This window comes from Cupriavidus sp. CP313 (assembly GCF_054072015.1).
In genome coordinates, this window is sequence record NZ_JBSVZB010000013.1 from 116,602 (window position 1) to 141,101 (window position 24,500).

At 69.0% G+C, this 24,500-nt stretch carries 22 protein-coding genes; 9 read left to right on the top strand and 13 right to left on the bottom strand.

The genetic code is table 11. From position 1 onward, the window contains the following. Positions 1-8: 8 nt before the first annotated feature. Genes ACW4E8_RS18945 through ACW4E8_RS18980 form a run of 8 tightly spaced genes read right to left on the bottom strand, consistent with a single transcriptional unit; the run spans position 9 to position 6,056 of the window. Positions 9-992 carry an LpxL/LpxP family acyltransferase gene (locus ACW4E8_RS18945; RefSeq protein WP_456805926.1) on the bottom strand — a complete coding sequence of 328 codons (984 nt, stop codon included), beginning with the start codon at positions 990-992 and terminating at the stop codon, positions 9-11. Beyond that, a complete protein-coding gene (locus ACW4E8_RS18950; protein WP_456805927.1) occupies positions 989-1,747 on the bottom strand; it encodes a glycosyltransferase family 2 protein in 759 nt (252 codons plus the stop codon). Before ACW4E8_RS18950 ends, ACW4E8_RS18945 begins: the two co-directional genes overlap by 4 nt. Then, positions 1,740-3,392 carry an AMP-binding protein gene (locus tag ACW4E8_RS18955; RefSeq protein WP_456805928.1) on the bottom strand — a complete coding sequence of 551 codons (1,653 nt, stop codon included), beginning with the start codon at positions 3,390-3,392 and terminating at the stop codon, positions 1,740-1,742. Before ACW4E8_RS18955 ends, ACW4E8_RS18950 begins: the two co-directional genes overlap by 8 nt. Beyond that, the gene (locus ACW4E8_RS18960) at positions 3,385-3,933 is read right to left on the bottom strand and encodes a hypothetical protein (protein WP_456805929.1); all 549 of its coding nucleotides are present in this window, start codon (positions 3,931-3,933) and stop codon (positions 3,385-3,387) included. Before ACW4E8_RS18960 ends, ACW4E8_RS18955 begins: the two co-directional genes overlap by 8 nt. Beyond that, entirely contained in the window at positions 3,933-4,196 is a 264-nt protein-coding gene (locus tag ACW4E8_RS18965; protein ID WP_037024754.1) for an acyl carrier protein, read from the bottom strand. Before ACW4E8_RS18965 ends, ACW4E8_RS18960 begins: the two co-directional genes overlap by 1 nt. A 46-nt stretch (positions 4,197-4,242) precedes the next feature. Next, positions 4,243-4,515, bottom strand: a complete 273-nt coding sequence (locus ACW4E8_RS18970; RefSeq protein ID WP_456805930.1) for a phosphopantetheine-binding protein — start codon at positions 4,513-4,515, stop codon at positions 4,243-4,245. Next, positions 4,502-5,287 (bottom strand): lysophospholipid acyltransferase family protein, encoded by a 786-nt coding sequence (locus ACW4E8_RS18975; RefSeq protein ID WP_456805931.1) that lies wholly within the window; start codon positions 5,285-5,287, stop codon positions 4,502-4,504. The genes ACW4E8_RS18970 and ACW4E8_RS18975 overlap by 14 nt, the downstream gene beginning before the upstream one ends. Then, positions 5,280-6,056, bottom strand: a complete 777-nt coding sequence (locus ACW4E8_RS18980; RefSeq protein ID WP_456805932.1) for a beta-ketoacyl synthase chain length factor — start codon at positions 6,054-6,056, stop codon at positions 5,280-5,282. The genes ACW4E8_RS18975 and ACW4E8_RS18980 overlap by 8 nt, the downstream gene beginning before the upstream one ends. Positions 6,057-6,626: 570 nt before the next feature. Between ACW4E8_RS18980 and ACW4E8_RS18985 the strand changes: the two genes are divergently transcribed. Together ACW4E8_RS18985 and ACW4E8_RS18990 are read left to right on the top strand one after the other, a co-directional pair. Continuing rightward, positions 6,627-7,661: an aldo/keto reductase gene (locus tag ACW4E8_RS18985; RefSeq protein WP_456805933.1), complete on the top strand. Its 1,035-nt coding sequence runs from the start codon at positions 6,627-6,629 to the stop codon at positions 7,659-7,661. Between the two features lie 223 nt (positions 7,662-7,884). Continuing rightward, the gene (locus ACW4E8_RS18990) at positions 7,885-11,136 is read left to right on the top strand and encodes a transglycosylase domain-containing protein (RefSeq protein WP_456805934.1); all 3,252 of its coding nucleotides are present in this window, start codon (positions 7,885-7,887) and stop codon (positions 11,134-11,136) included. Here ACW4E8_RS18990 and ACW4E8_RS18995 read toward each other — a convergent pair. Then, positions 11,109-11,360 (bottom strand): GlsB/YeaQ/YmgE family stress response membrane protein, encoded by a 252-nt coding sequence (locus tag ACW4E8_RS18995; RefSeq protein ID WP_456805935.1) that lies wholly within the window; start codon positions 11,358-11,360, stop codon positions 11,109-11,111. The two genes, ACW4E8_RS18990 and ACW4E8_RS18995, sit on opposite strands and share 28 nt — an antisense overlap. Positions 11,361-11,482: 122 nt before the next feature. Beyond that, positions 11,483-13,039: a methyl-accepting chemotaxis protein gene (locus ACW4E8_RS19000; protein WP_456805936.1), complete on the bottom strand. Its 1,557-nt coding sequence runs from the start codon at positions 13,037-13,039 to the stop codon at positions 11,483-11,485. A gap of 463 nt (positions 13,040-13,502) precedes the next feature. On the opposite strand from ACW4E8_RS19000, the gene ACW4E8_RS19005 reads away from it, so the two are divergent. The 6 genes from ACW4E8_RS19005 to ACW4E8_RS19030 all read left to right on the top strand — a co-directional run bounded on the left by ACW4E8_RS19005 (position 13,503) and on the right by ACW4E8_RS19030 (position 20,772). After that, positions 13,503-14,159, top strand: coding sequence for a PepSY-associated TM helix domain-containing protein (locus ACW4E8_RS19005; RefSeq protein ID WP_456805937.1), 657 nt, complete (start codon positions 13,503-13,505; stop codon positions 14,157-14,159). Positions 14,160-14,214: 55 nt separating this feature from the next. Beyond that, positions 14,215-14,739, top strand: a complete 525-nt coding sequence (locus tag ACW4E8_RS19010; RefSeq protein WP_456805938.1) for a DUF2271 domain-containing protein — start codon at positions 14,215-14,217, stop codon at positions 14,737-14,739. An 18-nt stretch (positions 14,740-14,757) separates the two neighbouring features. Continuing rightward, positions 14,758-15,597 (top strand): DUF4198 domain-containing protein, encoded by an 840-nt coding sequence (locus ACW4E8_RS19015; protein WP_456805939.1) that lies wholly within the window; start codon positions 14,758-14,760, stop codon positions 15,595-15,597. Between the two features lie 14 nt (positions 15,598-15,611). Then, the gene (locus ACW4E8_RS19020; protein WP_456805940.1) at positions 15,612-16,619 is read left to right on the top strand and encodes an FAD:protein FMN transferase; all 1,008 of its coding nucleotides are present in this window, start codon (positions 15,612-15,614) and stop codon (positions 16,617-16,619) included. Next, a complete protein-coding gene (locus ACW4E8_RS19025; protein ID WP_456805941.1) occupies positions 16,616-18,214 on the top strand; it encodes a sulfite reductase subunit alpha in 1,599 nt (532 codons plus the stop codon). The genes ACW4E8_RS19020 and ACW4E8_RS19025 overlap by 4 nt, the downstream gene beginning before the upstream one ends. 125 nt (positions 18,215-18,339) lie before the next feature. Next, entirely contained in the window at positions 18,340-20,772 is a 2,433-nt protein-coding gene (locus ACW4E8_RS19030) for a penicillin acylase family protein (RefSeq protein ID WP_456805942.1), read from the top strand. Between the two features lie 130 nt (positions 20,773-20,902). Here ACW4E8_RS19030 and ACW4E8_RS19035 read toward each other — a convergent pair whose 3' ends face one another. Then, entirely contained in the window at positions 20,903-21,580 is a 678-nt protein-coding gene (locus ACW4E8_RS19035; protein WP_456805943.1) for a type 1 glutamine amidotransferase domain-containing protein, read from the bottom strand. A gap of 118 nt (positions 21,581-21,698) precedes the next feature. Between ACW4E8_RS19035 and ACW4E8_RS19040 the strand changes: the two genes are divergently transcribed. Beyond that, on the top strand, positions 21,699-22,655 hold the full coding sequence (locus tag ACW4E8_RS19040; protein WP_456805944.1) for a LysR family transcriptional regulator: 957 nt from the start codon (positions 21,699-21,701) through the stop codon (positions 22,653-22,655). On the opposite strand, the gene ACW4E8_RS19045 is transcribed toward ACW4E8_RS19040, so the two are convergent. Together ACW4E8_RS19045 and ACW4E8_RS19050 are read right to left on the bottom strand one after the other, a co-directional pair. After that, complete coding sequence (locus ACW4E8_RS19045; RefSeq protein ID WP_456805945.1) at positions 22,642-23,334, bottom strand: SDR family NAD(P)-dependent oxidoreductase; 693 nt, start codon at positions 23,332-23,334, stop codon at positions 22,642-22,644. The genes ACW4E8_RS19040 and ACW4E8_RS19045 overlap by 14 nt on opposite strands. A gap of 185 nt (positions 23,335-23,519) precedes the next feature. Further along, positions 23,520-24,482, bottom strand: coding sequence for a LysR family transcriptional regulator (locus ACW4E8_RS19050; RefSeq protein WP_456805946.1), 963 nt, complete (start codon positions 24,480-24,482; stop codon positions 23,520-23,522). Positions 24,483-24,500 lie beyond the last annotated feature (18 nt).

Sequence of the window (24,500 nt, forward strand, 5' to 3'; positions counted from 1 at the left end):
TACGCGGCTCAAGGCGCGCGCCCGGCGGTGGCGTCGGGGTCGGCCCAGAAATCGTAGAAGTTGAACCAGTCATAGGGCGATAGCACCAGCAGTTCGGCCAGCCAGTCAGCATAGGCGCAGGCGTAGCCGGCCAGCGCCTCGGCGCGGCCGGCGCGCGGCAGGCGCACGGTGCGCGCCAGTTCGGTAAAGCGCAGCAGGTGGCCGTCGCCGTGGCGGATGCAGCCCATCGCGAACAGCGGGCAGTCCATCAGCGCGGCCAGCACGTACGGGCCTACAGGGAAGCGCGCCGGCGCGCCCAGGAACGGGATGCTGACGGCGCGTCCGCCATGGGCGGGGGCGCGGTCGCCGGCAATGGCGACAAACTCGCCGGCGCGGACCTTGTCGGCCAGCTCCTGCGCAGTGGCCGGCGAGATCTCGTCGACCTGGTACAGCTGCAGCGTGGCGCCGGGATCGATGCGGGACAGGATGCGGTTGAAGCGCTGCGCATGCGCGGTATGCACCAGCACCGTCAGGCGCAGGCCGCTGCGATGGCGCGCCAGCACGCGGCACAGCTCCAGGCAGCCCATATGGGCGGTGACGATGATGCCGCCCTGGCCGCTTTCGATCTGGCGCAGCATCACCTCCGCGCCTTCGCGCGTGACGTTGCCGAAGGCATAGCGCCCGCCGATCGCCAGCAGCTTGTCGAGCAGCGTGTCGGCGAACGCATACAGGTGGCGTAGCGTATTGCGCGCGCCGGGCCCGGCGCCAGCCGCTCCGGTCACGCGGTATACGCGGCGCAGGTAGTCGAGCGAGGCCCGGCGTGCGGCGCTGTGCGTCAGCCAGTAGTAGGTGACCACGGGGTACAGCACTGCGCGGAACGCCAGGCGGCCGAACAGGCGATGGATCGCGTACAGGCACCAGACCCCCCACACGCAGGTGGCTTCGCCGATGCGGCTCCAGTGGCGCGCGGCAGTGGTGGTGGCCGGCGCCGCGCCGGGTGCGGTCATGCTCATGCCAGCTTGCGTCCTATCAGCGCCGGCAGGCGGCGCAGCATGCCGAAGAACAGGCGCGTGTGCATCCAGGAAATGCGCAGGTTGTCGCGCCAGACCCGGAAGTGCGAGACGCCATCGCTAGGGTAGGTCACGGGCGTGGGGATATTGATGATGCGTACCCCGCGCCAGACCAGCCGCACCAGGATCTCGATATCGAATTCCATGCGCGGGCCGATCCGCGCCGCGCGCGTCAGCGGCACCACGTCGGCCAGCGGGTAGACCCGCAGCCCGCACATCGAATCGCGCACCGCGAACGACAGCGTGTGGACCCAGACCCATACATGGGTCAGATAGCGCCCGATCAGGCGCCCGCGCGGCACCGAGGCGTCATAGACCGGGTTGCCGCACACCATGGCCGCCGGGTGCCGTTGCGCCATGTCGAGAAAGGCGGGGATGCAGCCGGCATCATGCTGGCCGTCCGCGTCGATCTGCAGCGCGTGGGTGTAGCCGGCGCGCCAGGCGGCCTCGAAACCGGCGGTCACGGCCGCGCCTTTGCCCTGGTTGTGTTCGAGCCTGACCAGCGTGACGCGGCCCTCGGTGCGGCCATCGTGGCGCGCGGCGAGCTCGCGCAGCACGGCGGCGCATGCGGCGTTGCTGCCGTCGTCGACGAGCAGGCACGGCACCGGATGGGTCAGGATCGCATCGACCATGGCGCCGATGGCGCGCTCGTGATTGTAGACCGGCACCAACACCACGGGCCGGAAGGCGTCAACCATGCTCGCTCCTGAAGACGATGCGGCCGCTGGCGTGCGGGCCCGATGCCGAGGTCAGGCGGAATGCCAGCGCCAGTCTGGCCGGCTGCCATTCCAGGTCCAGCCGCACCTGGCTCCCGGGCCGGATGATGCCCTGGAACTTGAGCACGTCCAGGCGCAGGAAACGCTCGCGCGGCGGCACCGGCAGTCGTTGCGGCGCCAGCGCCATGGCCCAGTCGACCTGCGCCACGCCGGGCACGATCGGCGTGCCGGGAAAATGTCCGTCGAAGACAGCCAGGTGCTCGCCGATATCGAGCATGGCCGCGGCGGCGTGCTCGCTGCTTTCGATCCACTTCGCGCGCGGCAGGGTCTGGCGGAACAGGTCGCGCAACAGGACCTCGGTGGTCTTGCCCTGCGCGTTGCACGGCAGCGCCTCGGTCGCCAGGTGCCAGCGCCGCGGGAGGGCCAGCGGATCCACGGAATCGGCCAGCATGGCGGCGCCGCCCTCGTTCAGCACCACGGCAGCGGCCACGCGCGTGCCGACATCCAGGTCCACCAGCACCACGCGCGCGTCCTGCACCAGTGGTGATACTGCCAGCGCCTGCTCGATGCGGGTCAGCGAGACGCGCTTTTCTTCAATCTTGGCCACGCGGTCGGCGCGGCTGGCCAGCACGAAGCCGTCATCACCGTCGGCCAGCGCCCGGTCCGCGCAGAGATGCCAGCCATCGTCGGGCAGGTGCGCGGAACGTACCGCCAAGAAGCCGTCCTGCAGGCGCACGGCCACGCCGGGCAGGGGCGTCCAGCGCTCCTGCTGGTGCGCGCGCTGGCGCCAGGCGATGCCGCCGGTTTCGGAGCTGCCGAATACCTCGATGGGCGATTGCCCGAGGTGGCGCAACGCGTCCTCGGCCGCAGCCTGCGGCAACGGCCCACCCGAAGAGAACAGCGCGCACACTGCGGCCCGCGCCGCAGACCAGTCCACTGATTCAGGCATGCGGCGCAGGTGTGCCGGGCTGCTGACCAGTACTATGGGAGTATCGCCGCAGGCCGCAACGACTTCCTCATGGAAGGCAAGCCGCGCGTGCGGCAGGGCGCGGCCGGCTGTCAGCGGCCAAAGCACGCAGAACAGCAGGCCGTAGATGTGCTGGTGCGAGACCGTGGTCAGCAGCCGGACATGGCGCGGCAGCTGCGCGCCGAATGCCGCCTGCAACGCGCGGGTTTCGGCATCGAGCTGTGCCAGCCGCTTGTGGATGGCCTCGGGCGTGCCGGTCGAGCCAGACGTGAACAGCGTGATGGCGGTGGCGGGTGGCAGCAGCGGCCAGTCGCCGTCGCCGGCCTCGCCTGCGTCGCCGTCTTGCCGCGGCTGCAATCCTTGCGGCAATGCGCCGGCCCAGCCGTCGGTATGCGCGCGTAGCGCCTGTAGCGTGTCGGGCCGCATGTCGCCGGGCAGCACCACGTGCTTGCCCGCATGCCAGGCGCCGAGCAGCGCGGCAGCAAAGTCCCGGGTCGATTCGAGGTAGATTGCCCAGCGCTCGCCGGGTGCCGCGGCAAAGGCCGCGCGCCATGCGGCCGCGCGCGCCAACAGGCGCGCTGCGTCGGCATCGGCCTTACCGCCCGCGTTGCCGCGGGCGAGCGCGGCCATCGCGCCACGGATTCCCGGCCACTCAGTCATGCCGGCCTCCCGCCATGACCTGCCGGCGCACCAGCCACTCGCCGGCGAACATGGCGCCGGTCAGCACGTAGGCAATGGCGCCGTTGTACAGCGCCCAGACCCGGTCACTGGCAAACAGTGCCGTGCCGATGGCCAGGGTGCCGTTGACGCTGAAGAACAGGCACCATGCGGCGGTGACCTTGCGCGTGTAGGCCACGCCCGACGGCGGCAGCGCGGGCTCGCGCAGCCGCGCGATGCGCTCCACCACGCTGGGCGGACGCCAAAGGCTCCAGCCGAACACGGCCAGCAGCACCGCGTTGACCAGCGCCGGGTACAGCTTGAGCGGCATCGCCTCGCCGGAGGCGAACACCACCAGCGCGAGCGCGGCCGCGGCCAGCACCAGTGGCCGCCAGCCCGCGTGCCGCACGGCGGCCAGGCGCAGTGCCAGCAGCGCGACCAGCAGCAACGCCACCATGCGCGGCGGCCAGTACTGCAGGCCGACGTAGACCGCGACCGGGTAGCACAGCGTCAGCGCGCCCAAGGTCCAGGTGCGCCACGCCATCAGGCAGTCGCAGCGGAATCGGAGTCGATCAGCAGCGCCAGTGCCTGTACCACATCCTGGATGGTGCGCACGGACTTGAACTGCTCGGGCTTGAGGGGTTTGTCCAGCATCGGCTTGAGCTTGACCAGCAGGTCCACCGCGTCGATGCTGTCGATGTCCAGGTCCTCGTAAAGCCGGGCTTCCGGCCGGATGCGGTCCGCTTCGATTTCAAAGGAGTCCTGCAGGACTGCCGAAACGCGCGCAAAAATTTCATCGTGGGTCATGGCCATGCCTACTAGCTTGAAGGGGTCAGGGTACTTGGGGGGCGCCTCAGGCCGCGGCCTGTTCGGCGCGATGCGCGGTCACGAATGCCGCCAGCGCCGCAACGCTGGCAAAGCGTCCGCGCACCACTTCCTTGTCGCCGCTCATGGAGACGCCGAAGCGCTTCTGCAGTGCCAGGCCGAGCTCGAGCGCATCGATCGAATCCAGGCCCAGGCCCTCGACGAACAACGGCGCATCGGTTTCGATATCGTCGGGCGCCACTTCCTCAAGCGACAGCGACGAGACGATCAGTTCTTTGATTTCTTGTTCAAGCGCCTTCACGGCGTATCTCCCTGGAAAAATAGTTGGTCAACGCCAGCGTGACTGCGCGTACAGCCATGGCGTCGTTGGTACCAGCCATGCTGGATCCAGCCAGCTGCCGGGTGTCGAGGTCTTCGCGCACCTCGATGACGTAGCGCGTCCGGCGTACCGGCACGCGGTACCACTTGTCGCCCTTGCGCAGCATGGGCGGCTCGCAGCGGATGATCACCGGTGTCAACGCAAAGCCGCCGCGCACCGCGATGTTGGCGGCGCCGCGCTGCAGCCGCAAGCTGCCATCGGCTGGCGTGCGCGTGCCCTCCGGAAAAATCACCAGGTTGTTGCCCGCGCGCAGCGAAGTGATGCAGCCCTGCACCATCGCCGCGCCGGAATCGTTCTGCACATAGCCGGTGGCCAGCACCGGCCCGCGCGTGAACGGGTTACGCGCCAGGCTGGCCTTGACCACGCAGTCGGCGCGGCGCGTCAGCGCGATCAGGAAGATCACGTCGATCAGCGACGGATGGTTGGCGACGATCAGCAGCCCCTGGCGCCGCAGCCGCTGCGCGTCCCGCACCTCGTAGCGGATCACGCCCACGGTACACATCAGCCACAGGAAAAGCCGGAACGCGTAGTGAATCACATCCTTGCAGACGCGCTGGCGCCGCACCGCACTCCAGGGCGCCAGCGTCAGCACCGGAAACACCAGCACGCGCAACACCAGCCCGCCCAGCCCGAACCCGGAAAAGCACAGGCCGGTGGCGCAGACGCGCCAGGCGCGATCGAGGCGCTCAACCATGGCGCTGCCACTGCCAGGTTGCGCTCTCGCCCCGATGGCGCAGCTGGGCGTCGCCAGCCAGCACGAAGCGCAGCACTTCGAGGCCGTGGGGCAACTGTGGCGTCGGTGCAGCGGCGGGCTCGTCCGCCAGTGTAAGCGTGTACCAGGGTTCGCCCGCGCGGGGGGCGCCGATGCGCCAGCACCAGCTGTACAGGGAGGTGGGCTCGTCCTCGAACGCGGCATAGGGCGTTGCCACCGGCGCGTCGTAGTTGACCAGCATGACTTCGGGCGCACCGTCGGCCAGCAAGCTGCACGCTTCCAGCACGGCCGTCTCCACGGTGTCCCGTCCGGCGGACAGCGCCTGCAGGTTGCCCGTATCGGCCAGGTCTATCGAGCGCACTGCGCCAATAGCGTTGTGCACGGCCAAACCGAACGCGGTCGGCGACAGCGGCTCGCCGGCTGCCAGTTCCGTGAGCATCGTCACCAGCCGGCCGGTATCTCCGTGGCGCGAGGCAAAGACCGCGGGTACCCTGGTATCCCCGGCATAGCCTGGCGCGCAGGCATAGGCCGACGCCAACGCCACGCGACCGAGCAGGGGCAGGCGGCGGCGCAGCATCGCGGCCATTTCCGGCAAGGCCGGGGCCTCCGCCTGTGGCGCTGGCAGGTGCGGGGTGGCGCTCCACGTGCGCCAGTCAGCCTGCGTCTGCAGGCCGTCGGCCCAGGCCGACCAGGCACGAATGCCAAAGGCCAGCGCCGCGCTGCCGTTGTCCCCGGCGATGCCCGCCTTCACGCGCGCCCGCCTTTGGCGCAAACCGGGCGCCCGAGCGCCGCCGACGCGCCGCGCTGGCGGTCGGGGGCGGAAAGGCAGGTATGGCGATTCATGATTCTGGCGGGAAAAATCAATGGTGAAAGGGTGGGATTTTTGCGGGCGTCATTTTACTCAGTTCGCTGCCGGCGGAATGTCAAAAATATTGCTGTTGTGGCGAAAATGCTTATTTTCCCTTCCCTGTCCCTCAAATGGGCGACTCGCCTTGGCACATCTGAAATGTCTTAGTCATTTTGGTAAAAATTCCTTGCTATGCTTGCCCAGTACCGGTCCCAGGCACTGCAGCGAACGGAATAAGGACAGGTGTTCGAAATTCCCCTGTCCGCATATATCCCAATCCCTTCTGCCGATTCTTAATGCAGCTGGCCGGCAATAAAGCGGGGAGTATCGGCGATTTCCCCCGGCTGTTCTCTGGCGGCGCCAGCATGCCGGACCCGGAAGCGGCAGAATGTGGGATTGTGATCACAGCTGGCCAGTCCGTTCAGTCCGGCCTGGCCACCCCGACGCCATCCCACCCCATCCAAAGGAGCCACCATGCCTGCCACCACCATGCCCTACCGCCGCCTCGGCGCCAGCAACCTGCGCGTTTCGGCACTTTGCCTGGGTACCATGATGTTCGCCGACCAGACCGATGAGGCCGAAGCCGCCCGCATCGTCGCCAGCGCGCGCGACCACGGCGTGAACTTCATCGACACCGCCGACGTGTACACCAAGGGCGCGTCGGAGCAGATGGTCGGGCGCCTGCTGACCGCCAACCGCCACGACTGGGTGCTTGCCACCAAGCTGGGCAACGCGATGCAGGCGGCGCCCAACCACGGGCACTATTCGCGGGTCTGGATCCTGCGCGCGGTGGAGGACAGCCTGCACCGGCTGGCGACGGACTACATCGACATTCTCTACCTGCACCGCGACTATCCCGGCACGAACCTGGAAGAAGCGGTGCGGGCAATGGGCGACCTGGTGCGCAGCGGCAAGATCCGCTACTGGGCGGTGTCGAACTTCCGCGGCTGGCGCATTGCGGAAATCGCGCGCCTGTGCGGCGAGCTGGGCGTGCCGCGCCCGGTGGCGTGCCAGCCCTACTACAACCTGCTGAACCGGATGCCGGAGGTGGAGATCCTGCCGGCATGCGAGCACTACGGGCTGGGCGTGGTGCCCTACAGCCCGGTGGCGCGCGGCGTGCTGACCGGCAAATACGCGCCCGGGCAGGCACCGGGCGAGGGTACGCGCGCCGGCCGCGCCGACCGCCGCATGATGGAAACCGAGTTCCGTGAAGAATCGCTGGTGATTGCACAGCAGCTCAGGGTCCATGCCGAAGGGCGCGGGCTGACGCCGGGCCAGTTCGCCACGGCGTGGGTGCTGGCCAACCCGATCATCTCGTCGGTCATTGCCGGCCCGCGCACGCTGGCGCAATTCGAGGACTATCTGGGCGCGCCCGGTGCCGTCATCACGCCCGAGGAAGAATCGATGGTCGATGCGCTGGTGTCGCCGGGCCATGCCTCGACGCACGGCTACAACGACCCGGGCTATCCGTTCGGGGGGCGGCCCGTGACTCGCGTGCAGCCAGCCTGATGACCCTTTCGGGCAGGGGCGCAATGTGGCGCAGGCGCTGCCTGGAGTGGCGCCTGTGTGCAACGGCACGATGCCCGTACGTGCGTTTGCTGCAGGCTGCCCTTACTCCTAGTAATATCAAGACAGGCGGCGCGCGGAGTGCGCGCGCCGCGAGAACATTGCGCTTCGAGCCGGTGCACGACAGCCCCTGCGCGCTGCATCGGCCCAATAGGGAAGCCCAAACGTGTCGCGTCGTGGCTGGATCTTCGCTGGCTTGGCGGTCGCCCTCACGGGGGGCGCCTATGTCGTGTACAGCTTTGTCGCAAGCGAAGTGCGCAACTCGCACTGGCAGGCGCGGCTGATCGGCAGCCTGGGGCAGCGGCTGACGTTCGAGATCCAGCCGGGCGCCAGCGACAGCATCCGTTTCCCGCATTCCGGACCCTACGACGCCCGCATGGGCTACGGGCAGCTGCCGCGCTTCGCGCAGCGGTTGGAGCAGCGCGGCTACGTGCCCGCCGAACAGGCGCGCATGTCGCCCGACATGGTGCGGCTGATCGACGAAGGCTTGTTCACGCCCTACCGGGAAAAGAACCAGGCAGGCCTGCTGCTGCGCGACTGCAACGGTCTGACGCTGGCGTTCGAGCGCTATCCGCAGCGCCAGTACCCGGACTTCGGCGCGGTGCCGCCGCTGCTGGTGAGCGCCTTGCTCTATGTCGAGAACCAGGGCCTGCTCAACCCGGAATACCCCAATATGAACCCGGCGCTGGACTGGCGCCGGCTGTCGCGCGCGGTGCTTGACCAGGTGATCCGGCTTGCCGACAAGTCGCATGACGCGCCTGGCGGCAGCACGCTGGCCACGCAGATCGAGAAATACCGGCACTCGCCCGAAGGCCGCACCGCATCGATCCCCGAAAAATTACGCCAGATGGCGTCGGCGTCGCTGCGTGCCTACCTGGACGGCCCCGACACCCAGCGCGCGCGCGAGCGCATCGTGGTCGACTACCTGAACACGGTGCCGCTGTCGGCGCGCGCCGGCTTCGGCGAGATCAACGGCATCGGCGATGGGCTCTGGGTCTGGTATGGCGAGGACTTCGGCGAGGTCAACCGGCTGCTCAAGGAACTGGACCAGCGCGCGCCCGAGCCGCGCCAGGCGCAGGCCTTCAAGCGCGCGCTGTCGCTGATCATCTCGCAGCGCCGCCCGTCCTACCACCTGCGCCGCGACGACACCAACCTGGATGCGCTGACCGGCAGCTACCTGCGCCTGCTGGCGGCCAACAACGTCATCACCGCCGAGCTGCGCGACGCGGCGCTGGCGCAGCCGCTGGACAAGGCCGCGCCACCCGAGCGCCCGCCGCAGGAGCCCTTTGTCACGCGCAAGGCCGTCAACCGGGCGCGCGCCGATATCACCCGGCTGACCGGGGTGGAGAGCCGCTACGACATGGATCGGCTCGACCTGACCGTGGACAGCACCGTCAACCGCGAGGCACAGCGCATCGTCACCGAGACGCTGCAGCGCGTGAACAACAAGGCCGATGCGCGCGCCATGGGCCTGTACGGCCACAACCTGCTGCGCGACCACGACGATCCGTCGAAACTGATGACCAGCTTCACGTTGTACGAGCGCGTGGGCAATGCCAGCGTGGTGCGCGTGCAGGCCGACAATATCGACCAGCCCTTCGATATCAACAGCGGCGCGCGCCTGAACCTGGGCTCCACGGCCAAGCTGCGCACGCTGGTGACCTACCTGGAGATCATCAGCGAACTGCACGCGCGCTACGCCGGCATGAGCCGCGACGAGCTGGCCGCCGTGCGCCTGGCGCGCCAGGATGCGCTCAGCCGCTGGGCGGTGGACTACCTGATGAAGGCGCGCAAGCCGGACGAGCGCGAGCTGATGCCGATGCTGGAGGCGGCGATGGAGCGCAAGTACTCCGGCAGTGCCGGCGAAGGCTTCTACACCGGCGGGGGCCTGCAGAGCTTCACCAACTTCGAGCGCTGGGAGGGTGAGCGCATCATGACCGTGCGCGTGGGCTTCCAGCACTCGGTCAACCTGGTGTTCATCCGCATGATGCGCGACATCGTGCGCTACGAGATGTTCCATGCCAAGCCTGACATGGGCGATCTGTTCGAGGACCGCTACGCGCCCGGCCGGCGCGAGTACCTGGAGCGCTTCGCCGACCAGGAAGGCAGCGCCTACATGGCCGGCTTCTACCAGCGCTACCGCGGCAAGGATTCGGCGCAGCGCCTGGACACGCTGCTGGGCCGAGTGCGCATGACCATACCGCACCTGAATGCGGTGCGCATGTCGGTGACGCTGCTGAGTGCGCGGCCGTACCTGGATGAGGAAAGCTATGTCCGCATCATGCGCGCGCGCCTGGGCGACAAGCAGCTGGCCAAGGAAGACCTGCCGGCGCTGTACCGCAAGTACGGCAAGGACAAGTTCAACCTGAACGACCGCGGCTACCTTTCGCGGGTACATCCGCTGGAACTGTGGATGGTGGAGTACCTGGACCAGCACCCCGGCGCCACACTGTCGGAGATCCTGCGCGCCAGTACCGCCGAGCGCCAGGAGGTGTACAAGTGGCTGTTCCGCACGCGCAGCAAGGCGGGCCAGGACAACCGCATCCGCACGCTGCTGGAGCAGGACGCCTTCGCGCGCATTGCCCGGCGCTGGCAGCGGCTGGGCTATCCGTTCGACTCGCTGACGCCGTCCTATGCCAGCGCCATCGGCGCCGCGGGCGACCGCCCGGCCGCACTGGCTGAGTTGGCGGGCATCCTGCTGTCAGGCGGGATGGCCACGCAGAACACCGCGGTGCACAGCCTGGCCTTTGCCGATGGCACGCCCTACGCCACGCGCTACGTGCTGCAGCCGGCGCCGGGCAAGCGCCTGCTGCCGGAAGAAGTGACCGCGGTGGTGCGGCGCTCGATGATCGATGTGGTGGAAGGCGGCACCGCCAGGTCGATCCGGGGTGCCTTCACCATGCCGGGCCGCGATGGCGCCACGCTGACGGTGGCGGGCAAGACCGGCACCGGCGACCAGCGCTTCCAGGTCTACGGGCCGGGCGGGCGGCTGATTTCATCGCGCTCGGTCAACCGCTCGGCGACCTTCGTGTTTACGCTCGGCGACCGCTTCTTCGGCACCGTGGTGGTCAATGCCAGGGAACCCTACGCGGCGCGCTACAGCTATACCAGCGCGCTGGCGGTCAGGGTGCTGCGCGCGATCGCGCCGCAGATCTCGGCGATGGCGCCAGGCGGCGACCGCGCACTGCTGCGTTGCCGCGATACGTCGCCAGGGCTGCGCGCCCCGCGCACGCCGACACTGGCCGAGGCCGTACCCGGCGCGCCGCTGGCCCAGGCACAGGTTGCGCCCAAGGTGTCGCCCGCGCCGGCCAACCCTGTCGGCCCCGCGCGCGCGCCGGACACGCCGGCGCTGGCCGACGCGCAGGACGCCGCCGGCGTGCGCCGCGCCAGTCAGCCCTTGCGCCGGACCATGCCGTAGATCACCAGCAGCACGATCGCGCCAATCACCGCCGCAATCCAGCCGGCCGGCTGGCCCGGCAGGTACCAGCCCATGGCGCGGCCGACGTAGCCGGCAGCCAGTGAGCCCAGCACGCCCAGCACGATGGTCATGATCCAGCCCATCTTGTCGTCGCCGGGTTTGACCGCCCTGGCGATCAGGCCGACGATAAGGCCAACGAACACGGTGCCAATGAATGCCATCATGATGCGCTCTCCCGGTAGTGGTCTGAGTCCATGCCGGCCGCATGGAGCGGCCGGCTGCGCTTCATGATACACGCAGCAGTCTGGTGCGTATGACGCTCAAGTGACAAACGGCGGCGCTGCCGTCAGGCCTGCGCCAGCTGGAACTGCCCGACCGCGTGATGCAGCGCATCCGCCTGATCTTCCAGCGAGGCGGCGGCGGCCGCGGCTTCTTCCACCAGTGCGGCGTTCTGCTGCGCCATCTGGTCCATCTGCGACACCGCCTGGTTGACCTGCTCGATGCCGCCGGTCTGCTCCTCGGTGGCCGCGCGCATCTCGGCCATCAGGTCGGTCACGCGCTTGACCGCGCCGACGATCTCGTCCATCGCCTTGCCCGCGCTTTCAACCAGCACCGCGCCGTCGTCCACGCGCTGCGCCGAGTTGCCGATCAGCGCCTTGATCTCCTTCGCCGCGGTGGCGCTGCGCTGCGCCAGCGTGCGCACCTCGCCGGCCACTACCGCGAAGCCGCGGCCCTGGTCGCCGGCACGCGCCGCTTCCACGGCCGCATTGAGCGCGAGGATGTTGGTCTGGAAGGCAATGCCCTCGATCACGCCGATGATGTCGACCACCTTGGCCGAGGCGTTCTTGATCTCGCCCATGGTGTCCACCACCTGGCTGACGATGGTGCCGCCGCGCACCGCAATGTCCGACGCGCCTTCGGCCAGATGGCTGGCCTGGCGCGCGTTCTCGGCGCTCTGGCGCACGGTGCTGGTGAGCTGCTCCATGCTGGCGGCGGTTTCCTGCAGCGACGCGGCCTGTTCTTCGCTGCGGCGCGACAGGTCGGCGTTGCCCGCGGCGATCTGCTTGGCCGCGCCCGCGATCGAATCGGCCGAGCCGCGGATGCTGCCGATCGCGCCGGTCAGGCGCGCCTGCATGCGCTGCATCGCATAGAGGACGCTGTGCTCGTCGCCGGGGCGCACCTCGACCTGGCTGCCGAGGTCGCCTTCGGCAATGCGCCCGGCGATGTGCGCCGTGATGGCGGGCTCGCCGCCCAGCTGGCGCTGCAGGCTGGCCGCCACGCGCACCATCACCAGCGACATCAGCAAGCCAACCCCCAGCAGGATGCCGAACGCCTTCATCAGCTCGGCGCGGAACGCCGCCTCGATGTCGTCCAGGTACAGGCCCGCGATGAAGTTCCAGTCCCACGGGCGGAAGTTGGCCACATAGCTCAGCTTGGGCTGCGGCGCATCGGCGCCGGGCTTGGGCCACAGGTATTCGACAAAGCCCTTGCCAGGCCCTTTGCCGATCTCGGCGATTTCGCGGAAGAGATAGACGCCGTTGGGGTCCTTGGTGCCTTCCATGGCCTTGCCGTTCATCTCCGGCTTGAACGGGTGCATCAGCACCACGGTGTCCGAGCGCATCAGCGTGAAATAGCCATCGCTGCCGAAGCGCATCGCGCGCACGCGCTCGATGGCCTGATTCCTTGCCTCGTCCTGCGTCAGCTTGCCGGCCTTGGCCAGCGCCTCGTACTCGGCCACCACCGAGAATGCGGTGTCGGTGACGTGGGCCAGGTCCAGGCGCCGCTCTTCCATGCGTAGCGTGCGGATCTGCCACGCGTCCCACAGCGTGATGCCGAGCAGGCAGATCCAGCTCAGCACCAGCGGCAATAACAGCTTCTTTTTCAGGCTCAGGTTGTCCAACATTGCGTTTACTCCTCCCTCGTCCGCGCTCTGCGCGTTTTTCATCGGCGACACGCGTGGCGGCGTCATGCATCGGTGACGCCTGTCGCATGCGTGCAGGTCATCGCCTTAACGGCGGAGGAGGCATCTAACTTGATTGGGGTAATTTCACCCCTTCGAGTCATGTGGTTGATTGGTTTACATCGTGCCGTCGTGCTTGTGCATTGCACATCTCTTCCAGCGAATCGGATCGCCGACGACAAGTGATCCGTCCCGCGGCTTTACGTTGTAATGCGCTGTAATCCAGCGCCATCCCCGGATCGTTTGCGATTTCAAATGCGAACGATTATCCTTCTCTCTTCCGCCAGTTATTGTGCAGACAATGGCACACCTGAGCGCCCGTGTGATGCGCACAAGGGGCGCTCCAGCTATCCGTACACAGGACAAGATCGGGCCGCCACTGGGCTGCGCCCGCCGACCAACCGCAATGACCGAAACCCAGCCGGCCTCCGGCCAGCAGCGCCGTGCCTTCTGGCTCAAGCATCTCCACCAGTGGCACTGGATCAGTTCCGCGATCTGCCTGATCGGGATGCTGCTGTTTGCCGTCACCGGCTTCACGCTCAACCACGCCGCCCAGATCGAGGCCAGGCCCGCGGTCGAGACGCGCCACGCCACCATGCCCGCGCGCGTGCTCGACCAGGTGCGGGCCGAAGCGCCGGCAGGCGATGCCCAGGCGCGTGAAAAGAAGGCGCCGGTGCCGGCGGTGCTGGCCGACTGGCTGGCGCAGGCGCTGGACATCGACGCCAGCGGGCGCGATGCCGAATGGTCCGCCGACGAGATTTACGTGGCGCTGCCGCGCCCGGGCGGCGACGCCTGGGTCAGCCTGGAACTCGACAGCGGCGAAGCCCAGTACGAGAAAACCACGCGCGGCGCCATCTCTTACCTGAACGACCTGCACAAGGGCCGCAACACCGGCGCTGCGTGGAGCCTGTTCCTGGATGTGTTCGCGCTGGCGTGCCTGGTCTTCAGCGTGACCGGCCTGTTCCTGCTCAAGCTGCATGCGGCCGGGCGCGTGGCGACGTGGCCGCTGGTGGGGCTGGGGCTGGTGGTCCCGGTGCTGCTGGCGATCCTGTTTATCCATTGAGTCAACCGTTCCAACCGTTTTCCTTCCTGCATCTCACTGACGAGGTTTCTCCGATATGCGCCGAATGCTCTCCGTCACCCTGACCGGCATGGCCGCGGTTCCCCTGGCCGGCCCCGCGCTGGCCGCGGACCTGAACGTCAAGGTCGAAATCCCGCGCCTGACCGTGGCCGAGTACCACCGCCCCTATGTGGCGATGTGGGTCGAGCGCGCCGACCAGAGCCCGGTGCAGACCCTGGCGGTCTGGTACGACGGCAAGCTCAAGGACGGCGAAGGCACCAAGTGGCTCAAGGACATGCGCCAGTGGTGGCGCAAGGCTGGCCGCGACCTGCACATGCCGGCCGACGGCATCTCCGGCGCCACGCGCGCGCCGGGCGAGCACAGCGTGAGCTTCAGCGACGGCAAGGCGCCGCTGGGCAAGCTGCCCGCGGGCAACTACCAGCTGGTGGTGGAAGCCGCGCGTGAAGTGGGCGGGCGCGAGCTGCTGCGCGTGCCGTTCACGTGGCCGCCGCAAGCCGCACAGACCGCCCGCGCCAAGGGCGAACACGAACTCGGCGGCGTGACCGTCGAACTGAAGCCGTAATTCTTCCGGAGCCAGACGATGAAACCTTCCCTAATGTCCGCCGCATCTTCCCGCATGGCCACACGCGTGGCTGTGCTCGCCCTGGCCGCTCTGGCCCCGCTGGCCGCGCACGCGCACCGCCAGTGGCTGCTGCCGTCGGCCACCGTGCTGTCCGGCAGCGATCCGTGGGTGACCGTGGATGCCGCTGTCTCCAACGACCTGTTCTATTTCGAGCACGTGCCGATGCGGCTCGACAACCTGCAGGTGACCGCGCCCGACGGCAGCGCCGTCAAGGCCGAGAACGCGGCCACCGGCAAGTACCGCAGCACCTTCGACCTGCACCTGGCCCAGCCCGGCACGTACCGCGTGGCGGTGGTTAACAACGGCCTGTTCGCCAGCTACAAGGTCGACGGCCAGGCCAAGCGCTGGCGCGGCACCGCCGAGAACTTCGCCAAGGAAGTCCCGGCCAATGCGCAGGACCTGCAGGTCACCCAGGCCGAAGGCCGCATCGAATCCTTCGTCACTGCCGGCAAGCCCAGCGACAAGGGCCTGCGCACCGTCGGCCGCGGCCTGGAACTGGCGCCGATCACGCACCCGAACGACCTGGTCGCGGGCGACACCGCCAGCTTCCGCCTGCTGCTCGACGGCAAGCCCGCCAGCAACCTGAAGGTCTCGGTGGTGCCGGGCGGCATCCGCTACCGCGACCAGCTGCAGGAGTTCAGCGCCACCACCGACGCCGACGGCAAGTTCAGCGTCAAGTGGCCGGCCGCCGGCATGTACTGGATGGAAGCGGAGGTGAAGGACGACAAGACCACCTTCAAGCAGGCCAGGTCGCGCCGCGCCGTCTACGCGGTGACGGTGGAAGTGCTGCCGCAATAAGCGGGTTGCCGGGTTTGAACCGCGTCCTGGTCCCCGTTGCGCTGTCCGCGCCGCCGCAGCCGCCCGCCGCCGACACGCGGCTGCAGCGCTGGGGCGGCGCGACCATGGGCACGACCTGGTCGGTGGCGGCGCTGCTGCCGCCCGCGGCGGATGCCCACGGCATCGCAGCCGGCATCCAGGCCGTACTCGATGGCGTGATCGCGCAGATGAGCAACTGGGAAGCGGATTCTGACCTGAGTCGCTTCAACCGCGCGGCGCCCGGCAACTGGCACGCGCTGCCGAACGATTGCTTCGCGGTGCTGCAATGCGCGCTGCAGGTGGCGCGCGACAGCGGTGGCGCCTATGACCCGAGCGCCGGCCCGCTGGTAGACCTGTGGGGCTTCGGCCCCGCCCCGGCGCGCACCGCGCCGCCGTCGCCAGACGCGGTGCAGGCCACGCGCAGCCGCTGCGGCTGGGCGCGCATCGAAGTCGATGCCGCGGGCCGGCGCGCCCGGCAGCCAGGCGGCGTGTCGCTGGACTTCTGCGCCATCGCCAAGGGCTTTGCCGTCGACGCGGTGGCGCGCTACCTGTGTGAACAGGGCCTTGAGCACCACCTGACCGAGATCGGCGGTGAACTGCGCGGCCATGGCGTCAAGCCCGACGGCATGCCGTGGTGGGTCGCGCTGGAATCACCACCCGGCCTGGGCAGCGATGCCGCGGGGCAGACGCTGGTGGCGCTGCACGGCCTGTCCGTCGCCACCTCCGGCGACTATCGCCGCTATTTCGACAGTGACGGTCGCCGCTACGCCCATACCATCGATCCGCGCACCGGCTATCCGGCGAGCCACGCGCTGGCCTCGGTCACGGTCATCCATGGGCAGTGCATGCTGGCCGATGCGCTGTCCACCGCGCTGACCGTGCTGGGCCCGGAGGCCGGCATGGCGCATGCACGCCGCCACGGCATTGCCGCGCGCTTCCTGGTGCGCACGCCGCACGGCTTCGGCGAACATCTTTCGCCGGCCTTTGCCGCGATGCTGGCATGAGCGCGAAGGCCATACCGTCCGCCATCGCCGGCGCGAGCTGGCTCGCCGTTGCCGGCGGCCTGGCGCTGTCCGTGCTGGGGCCGTCGCGGGTGGCCATGGCGGCCGGCGTGGTGGCAGCCTATGCGGGCTTCTGCAGCGCGATGGTTGCCCACTATCGCCAGCGGCGGGCGCGCGTGGCGGCGCTGGCGGGCACGGAAGCGGGCGCGACGCTGGTTGCCTATGCCTCCCAGACCGGGTTTGCCGAACAGCTGGCGCTGCAGACCGCCACCGCGCTGCAAGGCGCGGGCGTGCCGGTGCAACTGCTCTCGCTGGCCGATGTCGATGCGCGGCGCCTGCAGGCATGCCGCCAGGCGCTGTTCCTGGTCAGCACCACCGGCGAGGGCGACGCCCCCGACAGCGCGTCCGGTTTTGCGCGCCGCTTGCTGGCCGGCGCGAATGGCCTGCAGTCTTTGCGCTACGGCATCCTCGCGCTCGGCGACAGCAGCTACGCGCGCTTCTGCGCTTTCGGCCATACGCTCGACGGCTGGCTGCAGCGCCACCGTGCGCAGCCGCTCTTTGACCTGGTCGAAGTCGACAACGGCGACGCCGGCGCCCTGCGCCACTGGCAGAACCACTTGTCGGCCTTGAGCGGCGGCGCGGAGATTGCCGACTGGGAACGCCCGCGTTATGCCAGCTGGCGGCTCGCGCAACGCCACCATTTGAACCCCGGCAGCCAGGGCGCGCCGGCGTTCCACCTGTCGCTGGGGCCGCAGGGCGATGCGGCAATGGACTGGCAAGCCGGCGACATCGCCGAGATCGGCCCGTGCCACGCGCCGGCCGACGTTGAACGGCTGCTGGCGCGGCTTGGCCTGGACGGCGCCACGCCCTTGCGCTGCGATGGCCGCGACACCACCCTGGTCGAGGCCATGGCCACGCGCATGCCATTGCCCGAACCGCACTTCGCGGCGATGCAGGGCCTGCCGCCGCAGCAACTGGTGGACACGCTGCCGCCGCTGCCGCACCGCGAGTATTCGATCGCCTCGCTGCCGCAGGACGGGCAACTCGAACTGCTGGTGCGGCAGACCCGCTACGACGACGGCCGCCTCGGCCTGGCCTCCGGCTGGCTGACCGAGCACGCGGCCGTGGGCACCCGCATCGCGCTGCGCATCCGTACCAACCGCAGCTTCCACCCGCCGGCCGATGACCGGCCCCTGATCCTGGTCGGCAACGGCACCGGGCTGGCCGGCCTGCGCGCCCAGCTCAAGGCCCGCGCCGCGGCCGGGCAGCGCCGCAACTGGCTGCTGTTCGGCGAGCGCTCGGCGCAGCATGACGCGTTCTTTGCCGGGGAACTGGCCGCATGGCAGGCCGACGGCACGCTGCAGCGCGTTGACCATGCCTGGTCGCGTGATGGCGGCGCGCCGCGCTACGTGCAGGACGCCCTGCGCGCGCACGGCGATACGGTGCGCCAATGGGTGGCGGACGGCGCGGCCGTTTACGTCTGCGGCAGCCTGCAGGGCATGGCCGGCGGCGTCCATGACGCACTGGCCGGGATCCTCGGCGAAGACGCGCTGCGCCGGCTTGCCGACGACGGCCGCTACCGGCGCGACGTCTACTGAGCGAATCCGCAGCGACACGCGCCGTGCGGAGATCGGCCGCACGGCTCGCGCGCTGGCCGGGGATGCACTATCTTCCGTGTGAACTGCAAGACATCTGCAGCCAATCACAACACCGAGGAGACCTGATGTTACGCACCCCCCGCCGCCTGGCCGCTGCGCTGGCCCTGCTCGCCACCACCATCCCGGCCGCCATGGCCGAAGCCCCCGCCCGCAACAACATGCTTGCCGTGCCCGGCCTGGAGAAGCCCGCCAGCGTGCTGGTCGACCGCTGGGGCGTGCCGCATATCTATGCCGGCACGCTCTACGACGCCTTCTTCGTGCAGGGCTTCATGGCCGCGCGCGACCGCCTGTGGCAGATCGACCTGTGGCGCAAGCGCGGACTCGGCGAGATGGCCAGGGACTTTGGCCCGGCCTATGCCGACGGCGACCGCATGGCGCGCGCGGTGCTGTTCCGCGGCGACATGTATCGCGAATGGCTGGCCTATGGCTCCGACGCCAAGCGCGTGGCCGAGGCCTTCGTGGCCGGGGTGAACGCCTATGTGGCGCTGACCGAGCAGAAGCCCGAGCTACTGCCGCCGGAATTCCGCAAGCTCAACTACAAGCCTGCGCGCTGGCGCGCCGACGATATCGTGCGCATCCGCCACCACGGCCTGACGCTCAACTTTACCGGCGAGGTCGAACGCGCCCAGCTCTATTGCCAGGCCAGGCAGGACGCCCCGCGTGCCGACTGGCTGCGCCGCGAACTCGATCCGCAGATCGAGCCCAAGCTCAACCCCGGCGTCGATCCCTGCACGGTGCCAGCAGCGGAACTGCGCCGCGCCTATGAGCTGGCCACTGCCGCCGCGCGCTTCCCGAAGGAGGCGTGGGCCGCGGCGCAGGCCGGCAGCATCCCGCTCGACCAGCTCTACGCACTGGTGGACCCCAACAGCGACACCGGCCGCAGCCTCGGGTCGAACAACTGGGTCATCGGCGGCAAGCGCACCACCACCGGCCGCCCGATCCTGGCCAACGACCCGCACCGCTCGCACGGCGCGCCCAGCCTGCGCTACATCAGCCATTTGAACGCGCCGGGGATGTCGGTGATCGGCGCGGGCGAACCGTTCCTGCCCGGCATCTCGATCGGGCATAACGGCACCATCGCTTTCGGCCTGACGCGCTTCTACATGGACCAGGAAGACCTCTACGGCTACGAGCTGAATCCGGCCAACCCGCACGAGTACAAATACAAGGGCCGCTGGGAACCGATGGAGACCATCACCGAAGAGATCGTGGTCAAGGGCGAGTCCACGCCGCGCAAGGTCACCATCGACTTCACCCGCCACGGCCCGGTGTTGGTCGCCGATGCCGGCCGCGCGCAAGCCTGGGCGCTGCGCGCCGCGTGGCTCGACTACGGCATGGCGCCGTACTTCGGCTCGATGGACTATATGCGCGCGCGCAATTGGGACCAGTTCCGCGCCGCCATGAACCGCTGGGGCGCGCCCGGCGAAAACCAGGTCTATGCCGACACCAGCGGCAATATCGGCTGGATCCCGGGCGGGCTGACCGTCAAGCGGCCCAACTGGGACGGCCTGACGCCGGTGGCGGGCGATGGCCGCTATGAGTGGGCCGGCTACCGCAACATGGACGAGCTGCCGTGGGCCTACAACCCCGCGCCGGGCTATATCGTCACCGCCAACGAGAACAACATCCCGCCCGAGCACCCGGCCGCCAAGCTGGGCGTGGGCTACGAATGGAGCGACAGCTCGCGCGCGCGCCGGCTCAAGGCCTTGGTGGGCGCCAATCCGCGCAGCTCGGTGCAGGATTCGATGGCGTGGCAGAACGACACCGTGTCGCTGCCGGCGCAGCACGTGGTGGCGCTACTGAAGGACGTGCGCAGCGACGACCCGCAACTGGCCCGCGGCCTGGACCTGTTGCGCGGCTGGGACGGCAACGAGCGCGCCGACAGCGCCGCCGCGGCCCTGTTCGAAGTCTGGTTCAGCAAACACCTGCGCCAGGCCGTGGTGCGCGCCGCGCTGCCGCCCGAAGCCGCCCGCCTGGTCGGCGCGGGCGATGCCGCGCGCGTGGTGGCAGTGCTGCAGCAGCCCGGGCCGTGGATGCCGGTGGAGCGGCGCAATGCAGTGATGCTCGAATCGCTGAAGGCCGCCATGGCGGAAGTGGAAGGCAAGCTCGGCCCCGACCCGCGCGCATGGCAATGGGGCAAGCTCCACACCGCCGTGTTCACGCATCCGATGGACCCGATCCTGAGCGACGCGGAACGCCAGCAGTTCAACATCAACGCCGGCCCGATCGGCGGCTCCGCCTTTACGCCGATGAACACCAGCTACCGCAATACCGACTTCCGGCTGACCGCCGGCGCGTCGTTCCGCATGGTGCTGGATGTGGGCAACTGGGATGCCTCGCGCGTGGTCAATACGCCGGGGCAGTCGGGCAATCCCGCCAGCCCGCACTACCGCGACCTGGCGCCGCTGTGGGCGAAGGGGGAGTATTTCCCGCTGGTGTATACGCGCAAGGCGGTGGAGAAGGCTAGTCGGGAGCGGTTGGAGTTGGTGCCGCAATGAGGGTGGGCGACTCGTGCGTTTGAAGTAGCCATGAAGCCTGGCGTACGCTCCCCTCTCCCGCAAGCGGGCGAGGGGAGGCAAACCGGCGGGAATTGAAAGCGGCAGCGGACGAGGCGCTTGCCGCTTCCTCTTACTTCAACATCTTCAACAACGCCTCCGCCGCCGCATCAGACGATGCCGGATTCTGCCCCGTCACCAGTCGCCCCGCCACCACGACATGGCTGGCCCAGTCCTCGCCACGCGTGAACCGTCCGCCGTTGGCCTTGAGCATGTCCTCCACCAGGAACGGCACCACCTTGGTCAGTTGCACGGCTTCTTCCTCGCTGTTGGTGAAGCCGGTCACCTCCTTGCCCTTGACCAGCGGTTCCCCGTCCGCGCCCTTGGTATGGCGGAACACCGCCGGTGCGTGGCATACCGCTCCCACCGGCTTGCCGGCGCGGTCGAACTGCTCGATCAGCGCGACCGAGCGCTTGTCTTCGGCCAGGTCCCACAGCGGGCCGTGGCCGCCCGGATAGAAGATGGCGTCAAAGTCTTCGGCCTTTACCTGGTCCAGCGTCAGCGTGCTGGCCAGCGCGGCCTTGGCGGCCGGGTCACCCTGGAAGCGCCGGGTGGCGTCGGTCTGGGCGCCGGGATCGTCGCTTTTCGGGTCGATCGGCGGTTGGCCGCCCTTGGGCGAGGCCAGGGTGATGTCGGCGCCGGCGTCCTTGAAGACGTAGTAGGGCGCGGCGAACTCCTCCAGCCAGAAGCCGGTCTTGTGGCCGGTATTGCCCAACTGGTCGTGCGATGTCAGCACCATCAGGATTTTCATTGTTCCGCTCCATGTCGGTTCACAGGCAGCCGGGCTGAAATGCCGCGGCACTGGCAACATCCTAGGCAGCGGACTATGATTCGAAAACTTCTATTATTCGATCTCTGCTATCCAAAAAATGAATATCGGCAGCAAGGACCTTAACCTGCTGTACGTGTTTCACGTGCTGTACCAGGAGGGCAATGCCTCGCGCGCGGCCGCGCGCATGGCGCTGAGCCAGCCGGCGCTGAGCCATAAGCTCAACCGCCTGCGCGACGAGCTGGGCGATCCGCTGTTCGTGCGTGCGCCGCGCGGGCTGACGCCGACGCCGCGCGCGCATGCGCTGGCGCCGCAGGTGCAGCGGCTGGTCGGGGACCTCGATGCGTTCTATGACGCCTGTGCCGGGCACGACTACCTGGCGCGCAGCGAGCACCTGCATATCTACACCACCGACTACATGGAGCAGCTGCTGCTGCCCGCCCTGCTGCCGCGGTTGCGCAGCCAGGCGCCGGGCGTGGTGCTGGTCACGCACAACACGCGCGGCGAGTTGCCGCGCGAGGAACTGGAGAAGGGCACCTGCGACCTGGCGATCGCGGGCTTCTATGAGAACCTGCCCGATACCTTCCACCAGCAGCGGCTATGCAGCGAGGACTTCGTGGTGCTGGCTTCGCGCGCCAATCCGCGGATTGCCGATGGCCTGGATCTCGACGCCTTCCTGGCGTGCGAACACCTGCTGACCACGCTGACCGGCGACCTCAACGGTGTGGTCGACCGCGCTCTGGCCCGGCAGGGGCACAAGCGCAGGGTGGTGGCGGGGCTGTCGAGCTTCCTTGCCCCGAGCCGGCTGGTGCGCGGCACGGAACTGCTGCTGACCTGCCTGCGCTCGGTCGCGGAAGAGGCCGTGGCGCGCGACCCTGAACTGGTGCTGCTGCCGGTCCCATTCGCGCTGCCCCAGGTCGACATGATGCAGATCTGGCACGCGCGCACCGATGCCGACCGGCTGCGGCGCTGGCTGCGCCAGCAGATTCAGGAGGTGGCCAGCGCCATCAGCGCAGCCGAACCGGTCGCGCGCAAGCCCCGCGTCAGGCGCGGTTGACCACTGGCAGCAGCGCGCCCTGCACGGCGCGCGCCGCATCCGAGGCCAGGAACAGGATCACGTCGGCCAGCGCATCCAGGCTGACCCAGCGCGTGGCATCGGCGTCAGGCATGGCCTGGCGGTTTTCCGGCGTGTCGAGGACGCTGGGCAGTACCGCGTTGACGCGGATGCCCTGGTCGCGCAGTTCGGCCGACATCGATTCGGTCACGCGCGCCAGCGCGTCCTTCGAGGCGCAATAGGCGCTCATCTGCGCCTGCCCGCGCGCTGCCGAGTTGGCGCCCACGTTGACGATGGCGCCGCCGCCGGCGGCCAGCATGTGCGGCACCACCGCGCGCGCCATGTTAAGTACCGTGCCCACATTCATGTCGAACAGGTGCTGCCAGGCGCCGGCGTCGGTCTCATGCACGGCGGGGCCCATGGCGAAGCCGCCGGCCAGGTTGCACACCACGTCGATGCGGCCGCATGCCTGAACCGCTTGCGCGACGGCCTCGCTCAGCTGGGCGGCATCGAGCAGGTCCGCCTGCAGCGCCAGGTGGCCCGTGCCCACTTCGGGCAGCGGCGCCACATCCCGGTCCAGCAGCACCACGCGCGCGCCTGCCTGTGCAAAGGCCTGCGCCACGGCGCGGCCCAGGTTGCCGCGCGCGCCGGTGATCAATACGTTCTTGCCGTTGAAGTTCATCTGTGTGCTCCTGCGCCATCGTGGCGCGCATGGTCGGGGTCAGCCATCGCCCGGGGCCGGCTTTCACCATCGTGGGCCGGGGCGAAAAACGCAAGCCAGTCTACGCACCGCCCCCCAACATTTGCTTGCGAAATTGCCTCGGGCTAACCCTTGAACGGCACAGGAAGTTGCGCGGCGGGCCGGCGTTATTGCCGATTGCGCCGTGGCTTGCGTGCTGGCGCGGTGTCCGCGGGGGCAGCCGCCGCTTCCGCTGCCGCGGTCTGTTCAAGGGAGGCCACCAACAGCCGCGCCGCCGGCGACAGCAGTCCCAGGTCGCGGAAGCAGATCGCAAAGCGCCGCCGCGCCCAGTCGTTGCGCAGTGGGATCACGCGCAGGCCGAAGGTGGGAGCGATCGGCGCGGCGATCTCGGCCGGGATGATGGTGATGCCCAGGTTGGCACGCACACAGCGCAGCGCGGCGTCGAAGGTCGAGACCACCGCGCGGTAGGCAATGCCGCGCCCGAGGATGGCCGCATAGCGCGTCAGCATGGTCTGCACCGCGGTCTGGGCGGGCATGCCGATATGGTCGTAGTCCAGCGTGTCCTCGAAGCGGCAGTCGGCGGCCTGCGCCAGCGGATGCGAGGTGTGGACCACCGCCGCCAGGTGGTCGGTGCGGTAGGGCCGGGTCTGGAAGCCTTCCAGGTCGGCCGCGTCCCAGCAGATGCCCAGCGGCGCCGAGCCCTCGCGCAGCGCGCGCACCACGTCGCTGCTCAGGCTTTCCTCGATGGTCACGCGCACGTCGCGGTTGGCCGGCTGCTGCAGGAAGGCGGCGATATCGTCCGGCAGCGATTCCGCCATTGAGGACACCGTGGCCAGCAGCCGCACCTGCCCGCGGATGCCGGCGCCGTAGTCGGCCATGTCGCGCGCGACGCGGTCCGCCGCCGCCAGCATGGCGCGCGCATGCGCCAGCACCATTTCACCCGCGGGCGTCGGGATCACGCCGCGGCGGCGCCGCTCCAGCAGGGTTGCGCCGACGGTCTCTTCCAGTTGCGCCAGCCGCTTGCTGATGGCGGATGCCACGATGTGCTCCTGCTCGCCCGCGCGCGCCATGTTGCGGGTTTCGCAGACGGCGACGAACAGGCGCAGGGTGGTGAGGTCGAGGTCTCGCATGGCTGTGAGGGACTGCGG